General features: G+C 31.0%; 14 protein-coding genes. 6 read left to right on the plus strand and 8 right to left on the minus strand.

What is annotated here, in order from left to right; genetic code table 11:
- Window positions 1–30 precede the first annotated feature (30 nt).
- Window positions 31–609 (minus strand): hypothetical protein, encoded by a 579-nt coding sequence (locus HGI79_RS09035; protein WP_185650392.1) that lies wholly within the window; start codon window positions 607–609, stop codon window positions 31–33.
- A 71-nt stretch (window positions 610–680) separates the two neighbouring features.
- A complete protein-coding gene (locus HGI79_RS09040) occupies window positions 681–902 on the minus strand; it encodes a YdbC family protein (protein ID WP_185650393.1) in 222 nt (73 codons plus the stop codon).
- Between the two features lie 124 nt (window positions 903–1026).
- On the opposite strand from HGI79_RS09040, the gene HGI79_RS09045 reads away from it, so the two are divergent.
- Entirely contained in the window at window positions 1027–1722 is a 696-nt protein-coding gene (locus HGI79_RS09045; RefSeq protein WP_185650394.1) for an SIMPL domain-containing protein, read from the plus strand.
- Window positions 1723–2064: 342 nt separating this feature from the next.
- On the opposite strand, the gene HGI79_RS09050 is transcribed toward HGI79_RS09045, so the two are convergent.
- Window positions 2065–4296 carry an alpha-galactosidase gene (locus HGI79_RS09050; protein ID WP_185650395.1) on the minus strand — a complete coding sequence of 744 codons (2232 nt, stop codon included), beginning with the start codon at window positions 4294–4296 and terminating at the stop codon, window positions 2065–2067.
- A gap of 409 nt (window positions 4297–4705) precedes the next feature.
- Window positions 4706–4873: a hypothetical protein gene (locus HGI79_RS09055; protein ID WP_185650396.1), complete on the minus strand. Its 168-nt coding sequence runs from the start codon at window positions 4871–4873 to the stop codon at window positions 4706–4708.
- A gap of 347 nt (window positions 4874–5220) precedes the next feature.
- Between HGI79_RS09055 and HGI79_RS09060 the strand changes: the two genes are divergently transcribed.
- From HGI79_RS09060 to HGI79_RS09070, 3 genes are read left to right on the plus strand one after another with little or no spacing between them, the layout of a single operon-like run.
- A complete protein-coding gene (locus HGI79_RS09060; RefSeq protein ID WP_185650397.1) occupies window positions 5221–6969 on the plus strand; it encodes a hypothetical protein in 1749 nt (582 codons plus the stop codon).
- Between the two features lie 42 nt (window positions 6970–7011).
- Entirely contained in the window at window positions 7012–8622 is a 1611-nt protein-coding gene (locus HGI79_RS09065; RefSeq protein WP_185650398.1) for a response regulator, read from the plus strand.
- The gene (locus HGI79_RS09070) at window positions 8619–10442 is read left to right on the plus strand and encodes a sensor histidine kinase (RefSeq protein ID WP_185650399.1); all 1824 of its coding nucleotides are present in this window, start codon (window positions 8619–8621) and stop codon (window positions 10440–10442) included. The genes HGI79_RS09065 and HGI79_RS09070 overlap by 4 nt, the downstream gene beginning before the upstream one ends.
- Window positions 10443–10967: 525 nt before the next feature.
- On the opposite strand, the gene HGI79_RS09075 is transcribed toward HGI79_RS09070, so the two are convergent.
- From HGI79_RS09075 to HGI79_RS09090, 4 genes are all read right to left on the minus strand, one after another.
- Entirely contained in the window at window positions 10968–13190 is a 2223-nt protein-coding gene (locus tag HGI79_RS09075; RefSeq protein WP_185650400.1) for an alpha-galactosidase, read from the minus strand.
- Between the two features lie 551 nt (window positions 13191–13741).
- Entirely contained in the window at window positions 13742–14569 is an 828-nt protein-coding gene (locus HGI79_RS09080) for a carbohydrate ABC transporter permease (RefSeq protein ID WP_185650401.1), read from the minus strand.
- An 18-nt stretch (window positions 14570–14587) separates the two neighbouring features.
- The gene (locus tag HGI79_RS09085) at window positions 14588–15430 is read right to left on the minus strand and encodes a carbohydrate ABC transporter permease (protein ID WP_185650435.1); all 843 of its coding nucleotides are present in this window, start codon (window positions 15428–15430) and stop codon (window positions 14588–14590) included.
- 183 nt (window positions 15431–15613) lie between these two features.
- Window positions 15614–16894: a sugar ABC transporter substrate-binding protein gene (locus HGI79_RS09090; protein ID WP_185650402.1), complete on the minus strand. Its 1281-nt coding sequence runs from the start codon at window positions 16892–16894 to the stop codon at window positions 15614–15616.
- A gap of 302 nt (window positions 16895–17196) precedes the next feature.
- Between HGI79_RS09090 and HGI79_RS09095 the strand changes: the two genes are divergently transcribed.
- Window positions 17197–18144 carry an alpha/beta hydrolase gene (locus HGI79_RS09095; RefSeq protein ID WP_185650403.1) on the plus strand — a complete coding sequence of 316 codons (948 nt, stop codon included), beginning with the start codon at window positions 17197–17199 and terminating at the stop codon, window positions 18142–18144.
- Between the two features lie 123 nt (window positions 18145–18267).
- A complete protein-coding gene (locus tag HGI79_RS09100; protein ID WP_185650404.1) occupies window positions 18268–18648 on the plus strand; it encodes a GtrA family protein in 381 nt (126 codons plus the stop codon).
- Window positions 18649–18775 lie beyond the last annotated feature (127 nt).

Here is an 18775-nt window from a genome sequence, read left to right on the forward strand (position 1 = left end):
ACTATTTTAAAAATGGTTTAAAGTGTATTTTTATTTTTCTACAGAGTTTTTTGGTACATATATTTTCACCTTACTGCCTATAAAGACTGCTTTACTTTGTTCCAGATTTATATTAGCATACATATCATTAACATTTCTTGTAATTATGTTATCACTTTTTAATTCATTAATTTTATATTGAGCTACTAACATATATTCAGGATCCTTTATTGAATCTGACTCTATTATCTCTGCTGAATTACTATCAAGATATACTAAGTTATTAGACATATTAATAGTATAACTTTTCTTATTATCTGTAGAGGATTCCTTCACGTATATTTTCTTATCAGATGTGGAAATAGGATCAATATCTTTAACTTGTAATATTTTGTCTTCAACCATCAATTCCTTTGTGCCTAAAGTCCATATTAAAAAAGGTGAAACAAACACTATTATAACTATTAATATACCTGCAATTATGGCATCAAATACTATAAACTTTAACATAATCTTCAATGTGTATTTGTCACTAAGGTTTTTTTTAATTAACTTATTACTCTGCAAACTAAACAAAAAAATAACCAATGGAAATGATATTATACAAGATAGATATAAAAAGAAAGTCATATATGCATCTCCTCCCCCTATACTACACATGCATAGATTATTAAAATTATTAATAATTTCTTTCAAAAATTCTATAGTTCTATGCTATTTAAAATATCTCTTAGTTCTTTTAATTCTTCCTTAGTAAGTGTAACGCCCTTACCCATTTTGTCGTGTTCAGGAGCCCAGTCTCTTATGTCATACTTTGGCTCCTTGTCATTCCAGCTTATAAGGTTTAATTCCTTCTTCCAACCTTTTGGTGATTCTGATAAATTACCCAAGTTTTCTCTTATTTCATATCTTATATCTGCCATTTTTATACCTCCATAAGTTTTATCATAAAAATTTCCTTTATAAATCATCCTAACATACACTAAATACTATATCAACTAACAATCTGTATTTATTTTGTTAAAGCCTTCATATAAATATATTATTATGAAGGCTTTAGGAAAGGATATAAATTTTATGATGAATTACCCTTATTTTAATTCCAACACAGTTAACATTTACAATGCACAAAAAGGTATAATTAAGATAAATGGTACAGGAATCATAAAGGCAGAACCTAATATAGCTATTGTTAATATAGGAATTATAACAGAAAATAAAAGCTTGGAAACTGCTCAATCAGAAAATACTACTATATCACTAAATGTTATAAATGAGTTATATAGAATGAATGTGACTAGAAATCAAATAAGTACAGCATCCTATAGCATTGAACCTCAATATGATTATATAGAAGGTAGACAAGTATTTAGGGCATATAGAGTTACAAATACTTTGAATGTGAAAATAACAGACTTAAAAACAATAGGACAAATAATTGATAGCTCTGTAGCTAAGGGAGCAAATAACGTAGGCAATATAAGATTTACCGTAGAAAACCCTTCCTTCTATTATAACAAAGCATTAAATTCAGCAATAAAAGAAGCTGTAGTAAAAAGCAGAAATATTGGAAACACTTTAGGTGTAAATCTTTATGAAACTCCTTATAAAATTATTGAACAAAGCTTAATTCCAACCTCTGAAGACTCATCAATGATAAAAGTTTTTTCAGCTTCTACTCCTATATTACCTGGAGAAATTACTTTTGTAGCTAGAGTTGACGCCTATTTTAAATACTTTTAATTTCAAATCGTTATAGATAAGCATGCCCGAAATTTAACTTATACTCCAGGACATATTACCATGTTTCGTCACGTTAAATATTTTTAATTAGTCTAAAGCTTAAATTTGATAAAAATCTAAGAACTTTGATAAACTCGCTATGCTCAAACATATCTAAAGTTCTAAGATTTTTTATCAAATTTTCGCTAAGACTAATAAAAAATATTTAAATGTGACTTCAACATTGGTAATATGTCCCTACGTATAAGTTAAATTTAAGTTATAGGTATATATAAAAACACTATCAGTTTATTGAATTTTAATAAACTGATAGTGTTTATCTTTTACTAATTTTCAAGCTTACTATTCTACTTCTTTAAGAACAAAGATTCTCGAATAAAAGTCTCCGCTTTCCATATTAAATATGTCAACTATGCAACCTGTAAAGTTATCATTTAGAAGTACTCCTATATTCATTAACTCATCACCATAGTATAGTCCATCTTCTGAATTAATTCTATATTGCTTCTCAGAATCTAAGCCAGTAAGTTTAATTCGATCAAATCCTGGATTAGGTCTTTTTAACACATTATAGTATCCTGCTATTGCTTCTTTCCTATCTTCTGAAACCACAATCCATGAAGTTGTATTTCCATCCTTTTCAAATGGACTTACAAGTCTATAGAATATACCTTTTTGTATAAGTTCTCTATGTTTTTTAAAGAATTCAACCTGATTTTTTACTTTTAGCCTATCAATTTCTGTAAGCTTATTTAAATCCAACTCAAATCCAAAGGTACCAAAATAAGCCACATTTGCACGAGTCTCAATAGGAGTGATACGCTTAACCTGATGATTTGGAACTGCGGATACATGAGAACCTATGGAGCTTATTGGATAAACCATTGAGGTTCCATATTGTATCTTTAATCTTTCCACCGCATCCGTATCATCACTTGTCCAAGTTTGAGGTGCATAATAAAGCATTCCTGGATCAAATCTAGCTCCACCACTAGAACATGATTCAAAAAGAATATATGGGAATTCAAGGATTAATCTTTCATATAAGCTATAGACACCTAAAATATACCTGTGGAAAAATTCTCCTTGTCTCTCTGCAGTTAGTTTAGCCGAAAAAGCTTCAGTTATATATCTATTCATATCCCACTTTATATATGAGATTGGTGCTTCTCTTAATATTTTAGCCATGAGCTCATAAATATAATCTACTACTTCCGGATGTGAATAATCTAAAACATATTGGTTTCTTCCATGAGAAACTCTTCTATTTGGAGTACTTATAATCCAATCTGGATGATTCTTATACAATTCACTGATTTTATTTACCATCTCTGGCTCAAACCAAAGTCCAAATTTTAATTCCAAGGCATCTATCTTTTTTGCCAACCCTGTTATACCATTTGGCAGCTTGCTTTTATCTGGAAACCAGTCCCCTAGCGAAGATTTATCATCATCTCTCTTTCCAAACCATCCATCATCAAGTACAAATAACTCTATTCCTAATTCTTTAGCAGTCTCAGCAATATCAAGAATTTTTTCTTCGTTAAAATCAAAGTAAGTTGCTTCCCAGTTATTAATAAGTATAGGTCTCACTTTATCTCTCCATTGTCCTCTTGCAAGTCTTGTTCTATATAATTTATGATAAGTTTGGCTCATATAATTTAAGCCTTTATCTGAATATACAATAACAGCTTCAGGTGTTTGGAACTCTTCTTTACTATAAAGTACCCATTGAAACCCAAAAGGATTAATTCCAAGAGTTACTCTTGTTAGATTATGTGCATCTACTTCTGCTTGTGCAAGAAAATTACCACTGTATACTAAACTAAACCCAAGAACCTCTCCTTGATTTTCAGTAGCTTCTGGACGCTTTAAAGCTATAAATGGATTATGATTGGCACTGCTTGCCCCTCTTGCACTATATACAGATTGAAGACCCGGCTGTAGTGCTCTAGTTTTAATATGTCTTTCCCTAGCCCAGGCACCAGATAGTTGAAGCATTTCATACTGATCATCAGGAAAATCTATGCTGGCACTCATAGCATTGGTAAGTACTATTTTTTCCTCACCATGATTTATAAATCTTGCACTTCTTGCTATTGCAGCATAGTGTTCAAATACAGTGTAGCTTAATACTAACTCAGCATTAATAACAGAATCATACAGCGTTACTTCAAGGGTTGTAGCTTCATCATCACTTTCTGTATAAGTTGCTGGAAGACCCTTTAGCTGCTTCTTACCTTTAAATATTTCATGTGATTTGTATTCAAAATTTGTAATTTTGCTGCCATTGTCCTGATAAATCTGATAGGCAGGTTGTCTAAAATCAGTGCTGCCATAAGAAGGATATTCCTGCTTAATATGATCAAGAGAAAAATGATCTCCTTCAAAAACGCAAGCTGTTAAAGCACGGGGTTCAGTTTGAAATAAATGTTCAAAAGAATCCCTGTGTTTTACCTTTTTTCCAAAATACAAATTACCTAACTGGTTGTTTTTCATAACAGTAAAGATATAACTAATTTCACCATTGTATAAATGAAATTCCTTTGTTTTATCATTAAAAATTATTGGCACAGCTAATCCCCACTTTCAATATAAATATATTTTTATAATTTACTAAAGCTTATTAAATCAAGAAAACGTTTTATACTTCAATGTTAGTTTAGCAAAATTTTAGTAAATATTCAATAGTGCAACTAGTAAAATTTTAGTAAATGAAGTAAAACTTGAATCAGATGGGGTTTGTCTTACGACTCCGGGGCAGTTTCTTATAGATGATTACCATGAGCAAACTGCCCGTTAAATGCCATTTAGGCATTTAACCCCCACCTGATTCTTATAAAGATGGGAGTATTAGAGCGGGTAGTCATCGGATAAATTATAATAACAAACTTATTATAACTATTCTTACAGCTAATAAAACTATGAAATTAGCATATTAATTTATTTCAATAAACTGTATAGCCTTTTTTATATACCAATCTCATTGATTTTCTTTTGTAAAGTTTGATCTATCTGCATTTTCAACTAATTCGGAAAGAAACATGTAAAGCAGCCCCTGTAATCGAAGTTCACTGGACCATTTTAGATTACTAGACTGAATCATTTCATAGCCATCTCTTCTGCTGGTCATAAACTCGGAAGTAACCATGTTTCTCCTCCTATATTATAAACACATCAATTATTAAGCTTATTTTAACATCTAATGTTGTACCATATTTGTACCATATTTATCCAATATCTACCCACATAATTTAAATATAAGCCAATGATAGCTTTTATATTAAAGATTAAGCTATCATTGGCTTAAAATTGTTTTACAAACACTACTTGATGCATTAATAAAATTCAGTTAATATAATAAATGACAACTTACTTAATTTAGTAAACTTAAATGTAATTTTACTAAAATTAAGTTTCATTTTATATTGGTGTGATTATATACTAATTTCTTTATTCTTCTATAATAAAAACGCATAAGTGAAAGGAGCAATAAATATGTATAAGAATTCTCGTAAACGTTTAATCTTAATCTTTTCTATTGCGTTAACTGTGGTTATCCTTACTTTCTACAAAATTAATATGAAACCCTCTCATAACCTATCAAAATCAAGTCCACCAATACTAAAGTATTCAGTATATTTTGGTCTATCTACTGCACCCAAATATGCTGTAGACAATCCTAATGATTTTGTAACTAAATACATAGAAAATAAATTTAATATAAAGGTGAAGGAAATTGTTTCACCTAGTTTTGGAGCATCAACAAAAGATAGACTAAATATGTTCATAGCAGCAAACGATATTCCCGATGTTCTTGTAGCTGGAGAAGATGTGGCAGATTACGCTGTTTCTACTGGAAAATTTGCTGATCTTACAGAATACATAGGAGATATGAAAAATCTAAACAAATACTTTCCACAGGACATGTGGTATAGATATATGAATAACGGAAAAAAATATCAAATACCACAAATTAAAATCACTCCTCTCGATTCTAAATATAAGGATGATCCACTTAATTTACCTTATATGCATGCATTATGGGTTAGAGAAGATGTGCTTTCAAAGCTTGGTTATAAGTTTACTCCTTTAGATGATATTGCCAAACAGTATATGGATATAGGAAAGAAAGCACCTCTTGATGCATACAACATTGATCCAGCTATAGACACTCCAGATAAATTTCTTAATTTTCTAAGGAAAGTTAAGTCTCTCAGTATAGAAAAAGGAGATACAAATTCCATTCCTTTTTCCAGTACGGCTTGGAGTACCTTCCATTTAGGATCTATGTTTGATTATAGTCAATGGCGTATTGATCCTTCTGGTAACGTATCTGGCTTTCTTGGTACTCAGGAGGCAAAGCAATGGATGCATATGCTGTGGACAATGTACCAAGAAGGACTTATTGATAAGTCATTTCTTTTACAGAATGATGAACAACTACAACAAAAAATTGCTAGTGGACAAGTAAAGGTGGGTATATCCATTCCAGATATTAATGGTGCTGTAAATTCCATGCACAAAATAAATTCTAATTATAAAATAAGATTTATACCCTTACCAAAAAAGAATGCTAACTTAGGATTTTATGATACCTTTCAACCTGGTTTCTATAGGTGGCTTATTAGAAAGGATTTTCCTGATATTAAGAGACTTACCCAATACTTTGATTGGTTTTATTCTGATGAAGGTATAGATCTCCTTACCTGGGGACCAGAAAGTTCGGACCTCTGGGAGATACATGAAGGAAATAAAGTTTTTAAAGATCCTCAAATTGCAGATTCTCTTATAAATGGAACAAAAGCTGGAAAAAAAGGTCCTGAAACCTACGGTTTGTGGTGTCCATCGGTAAATTCTTCTGAACTTACCTTTTTTACTGCTAAGGCAGCTGTATGTGCTCCTGTAATGGCTGACTTCAATCCTTATGACAGCAGAAAGAGTTACCCTATAAAACTTGATAAATACATGGCAAACAGACAGGTAGCCATCAATGGATATGATACTAAGGGTATAGTTTCTTATGGTGACGGTAATATAAATACTTCTACTACCTCCATATATTTCTGGAACGAATTTCAAAGCAATGGAATTGCTAAAATCCTTAGCGCAAAAAATGAAGCTGAATTTGAAAACTCTTGGAACCAACAGTATGATCTATTTATTAAATATGGAAAATATAACGAAGCAAAATCAGACATGGAAAAGTGGTTTGCAAAATATGCTTCATATAGACATTTAAACTAGCATAACAAAATTTAGTCTAAACTTTTATTTAGGGGTGAAAAAATGTTTAATTTGTTAATTGTAGATGATTTTGAAGTGGATAGAAAAAATCTTAGGGATTTGCTTGATTCTTTCGAAGACATTGATATTAATATAGTTGGTGAATGTGAAAACGGTGTAGAGGCAGTGGAGTTTATTACTGAAAACAAAGTTGATATAATACTTAGTGATATTGAAATGCCTTTCATGAATGGACTTGAATTAGCTAAAAACATCAATGTAAAATTTCCTAATACAAAAATTATTTTCTGTTCATTGTATGATGAGTTTGAGTATGCCAGAAAAGCTCTCTATTTAAATACCTATGGATATATATTAAAACCCTTAGATAAAGATGAGCTGCTAAAATGTCTGAAAGAAACCATGAAAGACATTACTAATGAGACAGGGTTAAAAAAAGAGTATGATGAATTAAAGAAACTCCTTGAAAATAGCAAACCCCAACTCATAGATAACTTTATTAAAGATATACTCTATGGTTCAGTTATGGATGAAGAAAATATATGGGACAAAAAAGAATATTTAGGAGTTAAACTTCAGCAGGGCTTCTTTAAACTAGTTTATATAGAAATTGATGATTATGAAAGAATTACGAAAAACAAAACAGTAGAACAAAAACAGCTCTTTACAATTAAAGTCTACGAAAAACTTAAAGAAATTTCTACTGAGCTTGAAGGATTCCCTTTTACAAGACTGGATGATTCACATTTTGTATATACTGTTAGCGGTGATACTTATGATAAAGTATATGAAAAATCTAAAAAGTTTGCAAATATGGTGATTAATGAATTCAAACTATCAGATATCAGTATTACCATATCTATTAGTAATGAGTGCAACACTGTAACAGAAGTTAAAACTCTTTTTCAACAATGTACATATATAATGAGACACAAATTTATTCTAGGAAATGGAAAGATATTAAATGTGGAAGACATTCCAAGCGCCTTACAAAGCAAAGATATAGATCTAAATACCATGCAAAAGGATATAAAATTTTTACTTAATTCCGGAACTGATAAAGATATAAAAAAATATATTGATGATCTACTTAGAGCCAACTCCCATGTACTAGATGAAATTCACCTTAGAAATCTCTGCTTTTCTATAGTGGTATGTGTAATCTTTGTACATAGTGAAAATAATGAAAGCTTAAACATTATTTTTGAAGATGAAAATTTAGTATGGGAAAGGTTATCTAAATTTGAAACTCTAGCTGACGCACACAATTGGATAGAAAACCTACTTATATCCGTAAACAATAGTTTATTAAGTAAAGTAAACAATAAAAATACCCTAATTGCAGAAGAAATAAAAAAATTTATTGAAAAGAATTATATGAAAGGTATAAGTATAGATACCATTGCTGCTGAACTTCATTATAGCCCAAACTATTTAAGTTATGTTTTTAAACAAACCTCAAGAGAAACTATTGCCGATTATATGACTAAGCTGAAAATAGAGAAAGCCAAGGAAATGCTTTTGGATATACGTAATAAAATATATACCATATCTGAAGCTTTAGGCTTTAGTACCACTGCATACTTTTGTAATGTATTTAAAAAATTTACCTCCTTGACTCCTAAGGAATATAGAGAAAGGCATACATCATGAAGCTAAGATTACTGAAAGATATTCTAATAAAGCATTTTAATAATATAACTTTACGAAATAAGCTCATAGTATCTTTTTCTTTTCTAATAATTTTAGCTGTATTATTTGTGGGCATAATGTCCGCTTATTTTTCAAGGAAATATCTTATTGACAGTGAAGAGGCTTATATTACCCAAAGTATGGATCAATTAAATCGAGCACTTGATTCTTTCTTTGAGATATACATGGACAGAACAAACCTTGTTTTTATGAGTGATGAAATGCAAAAAATAATGGATACTGAAGTTACTACTATAGGAGAGGCTGCTGATGTAGATAAAAAAATAAAACTGTTGTGTGGGTATATTGAAAATGATAATAAATATCCTGAAATGAAAAATTCATATTATTATGGAGGCAACATTAAATACAGACTATATCTAGATAATAATATCTCTGATATGTTCGGCGGACAAACGAAGCCTCTCAGCATTGTTGAAAAAGAAAGTTGGTATAAGCAATTTTCCTCTGAAACAAGAACTTTTAAGTGGCAATCTGTAGAGACTATTGATGGCGTACCATATATTTCTTTAAGTAGACGACTTGTACATTTTCAAGATTCAAAAATAAAAGGTCTCCTTCAGGTTTATATTCCTGTTCAAAGAATTGAAGATGTAATAAATCTAAATATTCGTAACAAACTAGATACTGTTTTCTATATGGATCATAACTACAATAGCATAGTAAAAGTAGGTAGCGGCAGTACTTATCTTAATGATTTAAAAAAGCTAAAGTTATCTGATGGTACTAACAGAGTTTCTATAAACAATAAAAATTTTTTAGTTGGCCGCTTTAAATCTAGCACTACGGGCTGGGAGATACTGTACTTAGTACCAATCGAGCAAATAACTAACAAAACAAAATTGCTGACTTTCATAACTACAGCCTCTGCAGTAATAGCACTTATATTATGTGTTATTATTGCATATAAAGTAGCTTCTATCATAACTAAAAGAATTAAAATACTTGTAACGAAAGCAAATATGATTGATGAACATAACTTAAAAACTAATCTAACGCTTCAAGGAAATGATGAATTAGGACAACTAGATAGACGCTTTGATAAAATGGTAGGAAGAATTAATAAATTAATTCAAGATAAATATGAGTCTGAATTAATAATTAACAAAGTAAAGCTAGAGCTGCTTCAACAGCAGATAAACCCTCACCTACTTTATAATACGCTGGCTATGGTTAGCTACACAGCTAAAAAGGAAGGAAATTATGAGATAAGGTCAGTTTCTGATAACCTTTCAAGCTTCTACAAAGGAATTTTGAGTAAAGGAAAAACTATATGCACCTTTAAAGAAGAGGTAGACATGGCAAGAACATATGTGGATTTAATGAGATATGTGTACTCTATTGATATTGATATTATATTTGATATTGATGAAGCCATATATGATTTATATACACTTAAGCTTCTTTTGCAGCCAGTTATAGAAAACTCTATCATACACGGCATAAAACCGAAAAAAAGAGGGACTCTAGTAGTAAGTGCTTATATAGAAGATAACATAGTAGAAGTTTTAGTCTCTGACGACGGAATGGGAATGAATAAAGATATTGTTGATGAGCTAAGTAGTCTTACTTCTTATAAGGATGTTACCAAGGGTTATGGAGTAAGTAATATAATAAAAAGAATAAAACTATTTTTCGATGATGATTATGGAGTGAAGGTTAAAAGTGTACCTGGGGAAGGAACAAATTTTATTATACGATTGCCTGTTATTGAGAAGAAGGACTTAGATCCATTAATGAAGAAAAACATGCTTAATTGATTTATGGTACTTATAAGGAACAGCTTGCAGATTATAGTCACTCATGCCCGAAATTTAACTTATACTCCGGAATATGCTGCCAAACTTCGGCACGTTAAAAACTTTTAATCAGTCTAAAGTTCGTGTTTTAAGCAGAGAGCCAAAATCTGTGATTTTGTGCGAATCGCTTACTACTCTGACGAAAGGAAGAGTAGTTTCATAATAAATTTATAAGAAACTTTGATAAACTCGTACCTCAGTCCGGACCAACTTATCAATTACCATTGATAAGTCGCTCGGTGAAAGCCATTTAGGCTTTCACCCATATCAAAGCTCCTAAGATTTTCTAAAAACACTTCACTAAGACTGATAAAAAGTTTTTAAATGTGCCTTCAGTTTTGGCAGCATATCCCTACGTATAAATTAAATTTAATATATGTGTACCTATAGGTATGGAACTCTTAACTTTAGTTAACAATATATGATAGAAACCTAGCAATAATTCAATTGCTAGGTTTCTGTATACTATTTTCTAGATTTTATATATCAAACTTCCTCTGCCTTAAGACTTAAAACAACACTTTGGAAATCGCCTTTAAGAATTGGGACATTGATTCCTACGTACATCAATTCGTCTCCTGCGAAGCATTTATCATTATTTATCTTATATGTTAAGTTTGGATTAAGACCTTTTAGTTTTAAAATCTTTAATATCTCATTAGGTTCTGCAAGTACTTTAAAGTAAAATACTTGTGCTTCTTTTTTATCTTGTGAAACAAACATCCATGCTGTATCATCCCCATCAAAAGGACTTAAAAGTCTATAAAAATCACCGTATTGTATAATATCTCTAATTTCTTTATACATTTTAACTTGATCTTTTATAGTATCTTTTTCCTCCTGTGACAATTTACTTAAATCTAATTCGTAACCAAAGTTACCGGACATAGCTACATGTCCTCTGGTTTCTAGAGGAGTATAGCGGTGAACTTGATGATTAGGTACTGCTGATACATGGGATCCCATGGAACTAATTGGGTATACAAGGCTTGTTCCATACTGTATTTTTAATCTGGATACAGCGTCTGTGTTATCGCTAGTCCAAGTTTGAGGCATATAATATAACATTCCTGCATCAAACCTTCCACCTCCACCAGAGCAGCTTTCAAATAGTATATCTGGAAAGGATGATGTAATCTTTTCTAAAACACTATAAAGCCCAAGCATATATCTATGTGCAGTCTCCCTCTGACGCTCTGCAGGAAGTAATGCTGATCCTATCTCAGTCATATGTCTATTCATATCCCATTTAACATATGAAATTGGAGCACTTGATAAAATATCTGAAACCATTTTAGTAACTACATTACATACATCTTCTCTAGAAAAATCAATTACTAATTGGTTTCTGCCTTCTGATTTATTTCTATTTGGTACATGCAGACACCAATCTGGATGTTGTCTATAAAGATCACTATTCACTGAAATCATTTCCGGCTCAAACCACAATCCAAATTTCATACCAAAATTATTTACTCTGTTAGCTAAATCTTCTAGACCATTAGGAAGTTTATTTTTGTCAACAAACCAATCTCCTAGTGAACTTGTGTCATCATCCCTTTTACCAAACCAACCATCATCCAATACAAAAAGCTCTATACCCAAATCTCTACCAGTACTAGCGATTTTCTCTAGTTTTTCAGCATTAAAATCAAAATAAGTAGCTTCCCAGTTATTAATTAAAATTGGTCTGGATTCATGTTTATATTTACCACGACATAATCTTGTTCTGTATAAGTTATGGAAGGTTCTTGACATATCTCCAATGCCCTCGTTTGAATATACCAACACTACTTCTGGACTTTGGAAAGACTCCCCAGATTCTAAGAGCCAAGAAAAATTAAAAGGATTAATTCCTAAAGATACCCTTGTATTCTTAAACTGATTAACTTCAGCTTGTGCTATGAAATTACCGCTATATACTAAATTAAAAGCATACACCTCACCAAAGTCCTCATTGGCATCTTTTCTTAAAAGAGCAATAAATGGATTTTGCTGATGACTGCTGGCACCTCTTCTACTTTCTATTGATTGTGTACCAACAATTAAAGGACTTCTTTCAATGTGCCTCTCTCTTCCCCAGGCTCCATGAAGATGAAGAAAATCAAAATCTGCATCTCTAAAATCAACATTTAGGCTTAAAGCTCTAAGTATTTTTAACTTTTCAGTCCCACAATTTATAAATTTTACTGATCTAGTTATAACATTGAAATCTCTATAAACAGAATAAGATAAAATAGCCTTAAGCCCAATTACCTTATCTTCCAATTCAATTTCTAATGTTTCTGCTTCCTCGTCGCTTTCCACATAAGTTGCAGGCAATCCTTCAAGTTTAGACTTACCATTAACTATTTTATGTGACTTATATCTCAAATCAGTTATAGTTGATCCATTTTCTAATTGAATTTCATAGGCAGGAGAACGAAAATCAGTGTTACCATAAGCAGGATATTCTTGTGGTAATGTATCAAGTGAAAATGTTCTGTCTGAAGGATTAGGGTTAGGTGAAAATGCCCTATCCAAAAATCGAACTTCATTTGAAGCATTATAACTTCCTATTCTTTTTCCCCAGTAAAGATGGACTAAATAGCCACCATCCATTATTTGCATTATATAGCTTGTATCCTTAGCATTAAGATGAAATATTTGCTTATCCTTATCAAATAGGATTGAACCTTTCTTATTTAAACCTAATACTCTATTACTCATTTTACTCCTCCTCATTATATGTTATCCATACCGCTAACTATATCTTGTATAAGTTAACAGCAGGATATTTTAAAACCACTTATTATTATCAATTAATATTACTTTATTTGTTATTTTACAATAAAAACTTCATTTATAACTTTGCTATATAAATCTGGAACTTTTAAATTTAATTTATGTAACATAGCACATAACTAGATTGTGCCACCTTTAAATAGTTTATTAGAAAGTATTAGTCTCAAATTAGTAGGAAAGCTTAGTACTTTGATACTGTTTGAGCGTAAGCGAGTTTATCAAAGTCCTTTTATATTATTATGAAACTCCTCTTCCTTAGGTCAGAGGAGTGCTCAAAGAGTAAGCGACCATATCAAAATCACAGATTTTGTATGTCTGCTTAACCGATTCGCACAAAATCTCAGATTTTGGCTCTCTGCTTAATTTGAGGCTTAGACTTCTTTAAACTATTTATCAGTGGCATAATCTAGTAATGTGCTAATGTGGAATAAATTAAATTTAAAAGTTCTGTACCTATACAATGAAGTTACTTAATACTAATTTTTTGATCCAGTAGTAGCAATACCAGCAATAAATTGTTTCTGGAATATGATGAATAGTAAAAGCATTGGCCAAATAGCTATCATTGAACCCGCCATAAGTTGAGGGAAATTAGTTCCAAATTGCCCTTGCAGTGATGCTAGTCCTGAAGCTAAAGGCATTTTATCCAATGACACATTTACTATTAACGGCCACATTAAGTCCTTCCAAGCAAATAATGCAGTAAATATTCCTAGAGCAATTGATCCTGATTTAGCTAAAGGCATCATTATCTTCCAAAATATTTGCCATCTATTACATCCATCTAATATAGCAGCTTCTTCTAATTCTACAGGTAATCCCATAAAGAACTGTCTAAGTAGGAATGTACCAAAGGCACTTATAAATCCAGGTAATACTAAAGCTGGAATAGTATTTAGCCAACCCAACTTTGTAACTATAAGGTACTGAGGAATAATGAATAGTTGTCCTGGCACCATCATCTGAATAAGTACTATCATGAAGAAAAAGTTTTTCCCTGGAAATTCTATTCTAGCAAAAGCATATGCTGCCATAGCACTAAAGAAAACTGCAAAAATAATTCTAAATAATATCATTAATATTGTATTTAAGTAAAACTTTCCAAAGGGCAATAAATCCCATACCTCTTTGTAATTACTCCACTTAAAATTCTTAGGAATTATAGTAGGTGGTACCATAGTGGATTCTGTAAGACTCTTTAAAGAAGTTAGTATCATCCATATAAATGGAAGAAGCATAGCCACAGCACCTATTATAAGTATGGTATGAATAACAATATTACTTGATTTAGTGTTTTCATTCATAAATTACACCTCCTAAAACTATTGATAGTGAACCCATTTTTTCTGAAGCTTAAGTTGAATTACTGTGATTAATAAGATTATTGCTAATAAAAGCATTATTATAGCTGAACCATAGCCTTTATCATTCATAATAAATGAATACTTATAGAATAGGTACACTAATGATTGTGTTGATTCCATAGCAACATTTGTTTTATCAATCATCATGAATATAAGGTCAAATACCTGTAATGATCCTATCATTGTGGTAATAACAACGAAGAACATAGTTGGTGATACCAATGGAAGTGTTATAGAAAAAAACCTACGAACAGGGCCTGCACCATCAATTTCAGCTGCCTCATAAAAAGTTGTTGGTATTTCCTGAAGACCTGCAAGTAAAATTACCATATTATAACCTAGAGAACTCCATATTCCTACTATTATTATGGAAAGAAGAGCAAACTTAGGATCTGTAAGCCATTTTGGCCCATGTATACCTACTAGAGAAAGTAAATAGTTAAATAGTCCGTAATCTGCACTATAGAGCCATCTCCAAACCATTGCTACAGCCGCTGGAGCCGAAACCATTGGCAGAAAATAAATTGTACGATATATGGATTTACCCTTAATATTTGCATTAAGTAATACTGCAATAAACAAAGATAGAAGTACTCCTACTGGAACAGAAATTATAGTAAATTTTAATGTGTTTATAGTAGCATGTATTACTGCTGGATCCTTAAATAGATGCTTATAGTTATCTAAGCCCACCCATTGAGTATTTCCAAAAGCCCCAGCTTTATTAAAACTTAAATAGAAGGTTTGAATTATTGGCCATATATTTAATATGATAAGACCTATTATTGTAGGGGCAATCATTAAGTAAGCCCAACTATACTCTTCAAGATTCTTCTTGTTTATTTTTATTTTTTTATCTGAAACTGTAGATACATTTTTATCAATAACTGTCTTCACTTTTGACCCTCCTTTTATTAAAACTATCAACCTTTAATCAGTTATGATAGCAATTAGCTACTTTATAGCTAATTGCTATCAGTTTAATTAATATTTTTCCGTAGCTAGAAGATCATTCATTTGTTTAGCAAGTTGATTACATCCCTCTTCTACTGTTAACTGTTTAGCCCATACCTTAGTTAATATTTCCATTTCAATTTGGACCCATTTTGGCCTTGTTTCTGAGTTTGGATATATTACAGAGTATTTTAACATTTCTGGATATACCTTTACATTAAATTCCTTATTAGCGTCTACATATCCCTGTTCAGTGCCTTTATATGCAGGAATTACCCCAGCTTTTTGTGCTTGAATTTCATTAGCTTCCTTTGTACCCATAAACTCTAAGAATTTCCATGCTTCTTCTGGATGCTTAGTTTTTGCTGAAGCAGCATTTCCTAATCCATTATATATAGTTGCCTTTGTCTTTCCATGAGGAATAACAGCTACATTACAATTTTGTCTTACATAGTCATTTGCTTTAAATTCACTTACCATCCATGATCCAAATATAGCCATTGCCGCTTTTCCTGATGTGAAGAATTGAGTATAGTTTGTGTCAGCTAGCTGTTGTACAGTTGGAGATACCTTATATTTTTGGCTTAAATCCACAAACCACTGAATAGTTTCTTTTGTTGCTGGCTGATCGTATCCTGATTTCTTCTTATCAGGTGAAAGTATGTATCCACCGTTCTGATAAACATAGGGATAGAAGCCTTGTTGACCATCTTCAGGTGCTACATAACCATATACTCCCTTTGAAGAATCAGTTAATTTTTGAGCAACATCTACTAGCTTATTCCAATCCCAAGTTTCATCTGGATAAGGAATACCTTTTTCATCAAACATTTTCTTATTATACCAAAGACCTATTGTATCGTAATCCTTTGGAATTGAATAATTTTTTCCTTGAACAGAGTATAAATCTACAAGGCCTTTTGGGAAGTTGTCCATTTGTACATCTTTACTACCCTTTATTTTATCAGTTATATCCAAAAGTGCTCCATTAGTAGCATACTTTAAGAAATTCTGTGAATGCATCCAGAAAACATCTGGAAGTGTTCCACTGGAAGCAGCTGCATCTAATTTAGTCCAGTACTGATCCCAAGGTGTAACTTCAACTTTAACAGTTATATTAGGATTCTTTTCATGAAACTTATCTGCTATAGCCTGCATTCCAGGTAGTTGGTTTTTATCCCAGATTGCATAGGTAAGGTTTACATTGCCTGACGAAGAACTTGTAGAACTACTACCACAGGCTGTAAACATTGAAAGTGTAGTAACAACACTAACTGCAATAGCAACTAACTTTTTTAAATTTTCTTTCATTATTAATCCCCCTTCACATTTAGAAAACATTTTCACTTCCCTTTATAATTCCCTATCGCTTGGTTTTGTTTACGATTACATTATATCAACGTATAAATTATATTTATATAATAAATTCCTATGAAAAATTATGATTTTCTACGAAGTATACATTTTTATATTATAATTTTTTGCAATGTATACGGTTTTATAAATTCCCAATTTGAAGCTGTTGATTATATTCTGTACGTAAATTTAACTTTACCTAACTGCTAATGTTATATTAAAATAAAGAAGAGTAATCTTTAGAAGAGGGATAAACATTGTATAACGAAACTATAATAATAAGCCAAATAATACAACATTTAAACATACATCAAATAACAAGGTTAACTTTAATTTTCATACTATTTGTTGCTTTTATATTTGAAATCATTGCAATCTATATTGTCTTAAAATTTGGTCACCCAAAGAGTAGCCCATATATATCAAATCCTTTGGATTACGATATAAATAACTATGAAGAAGTAAGCTTTAAAAGTAGAAAAGATAGCTTAAGTCTGAGTGGTTATTTTATGAAGAGTCTAAGCAGTAATAAATCTATTATAATATGTCACGGTTATGGAAATAACAGATTTAAGGCTGGTGAAAATGTTGACCAACTAAAGTTATCTAAACTATTTTTAGATTATGGATATAATGTATTTATATTTGATTTTAGAGGGCATGGTGAGTATGCTGGAAAAAACGGTGTAACTATAGGTTATAATGAACAGCAGGATCTGCTTGGAGCTATAGACTTTATAAAATCTAAGAATCCCTATGGAGAAATTGGATTAGTAGGCTTTTCTATGGGTGCAGCTACTATCTTAAGTGTTTTAGATAAAACTAAAGATATAAGCTTTGCTATTGCAGATTCGCCTTTTAGCGATTTAAAAGAATATTTAAACTCAAATATGGCCTTTTGGACCGGATTGCCTAACTTTCCATTTTCACCATTAGTTTTAGCTAATTTTAAATTAATTTATGGAGTAGATTTTAACAAAGTAAGTCCTGTAATCAGTGTAGCTAAAACTAACGTACCTATATTAATAATACATAGTAAAAAAGATAAGGCTATTCCTTATAAAGAAAGTGTAAAGATAGCTAGTAATTTTAAGAATCAGGAAAGCAAGCTGGTATCATTTCCTGGTTCCCCTCATATAGGTTCTTATAAGCTCTATGAGAAGCAATATGTGAATATGCTTAAAGAATTCTTAAAGAATAAGTAATTTACATAGGGTTCCGCATATGAATAATATTCAGGGTTTGTGGAAATATAGTGAAGAAAGTTATATACACATTTTGGTTAAAATACAGTATTAATAAATAATATAAAATATTGAGGTATCATAATGAAACTAATAAAATTTTGTATTGTTGGAGGCACTAACACTCTTATAACACTATTATTTTTTTATATTCTCAATAAAGTGCTACATATCAATTACTTAACAAGCTCTTTAATTAGCTATATCTGCGGTATGATAAACAGTTACATTCTCAATAAGAAATGGACTTTTCATGATAAGGATAAAAGAGTTATTTTGCAATTTGCAAAATTTATTGTTGTGAATTGTATATCACTAGGAATAAACTTATTAGTTATATACATGTTAGTTAACAAATTTTATATAGACAGCATGCTATCTCAAGTATTTGCTACAGGGTTTTCTACAATTTCAAACTATGTTGGAAACAGACTTCTAGTGTTTCCTCATTTAGAACAACATTAGCATATAACTGCCATAAGCTTTAAAATAACAGTATGGAATATTATTTTGTTAGATATTTATTTTTTATAGCAAAATATGTCACTTATTAGTATAATATTAATTAACTATTAAAAATATTATATGGAGG

The organism is Clostridium sp. DJ247 (genome assembly GCF_014231265.1).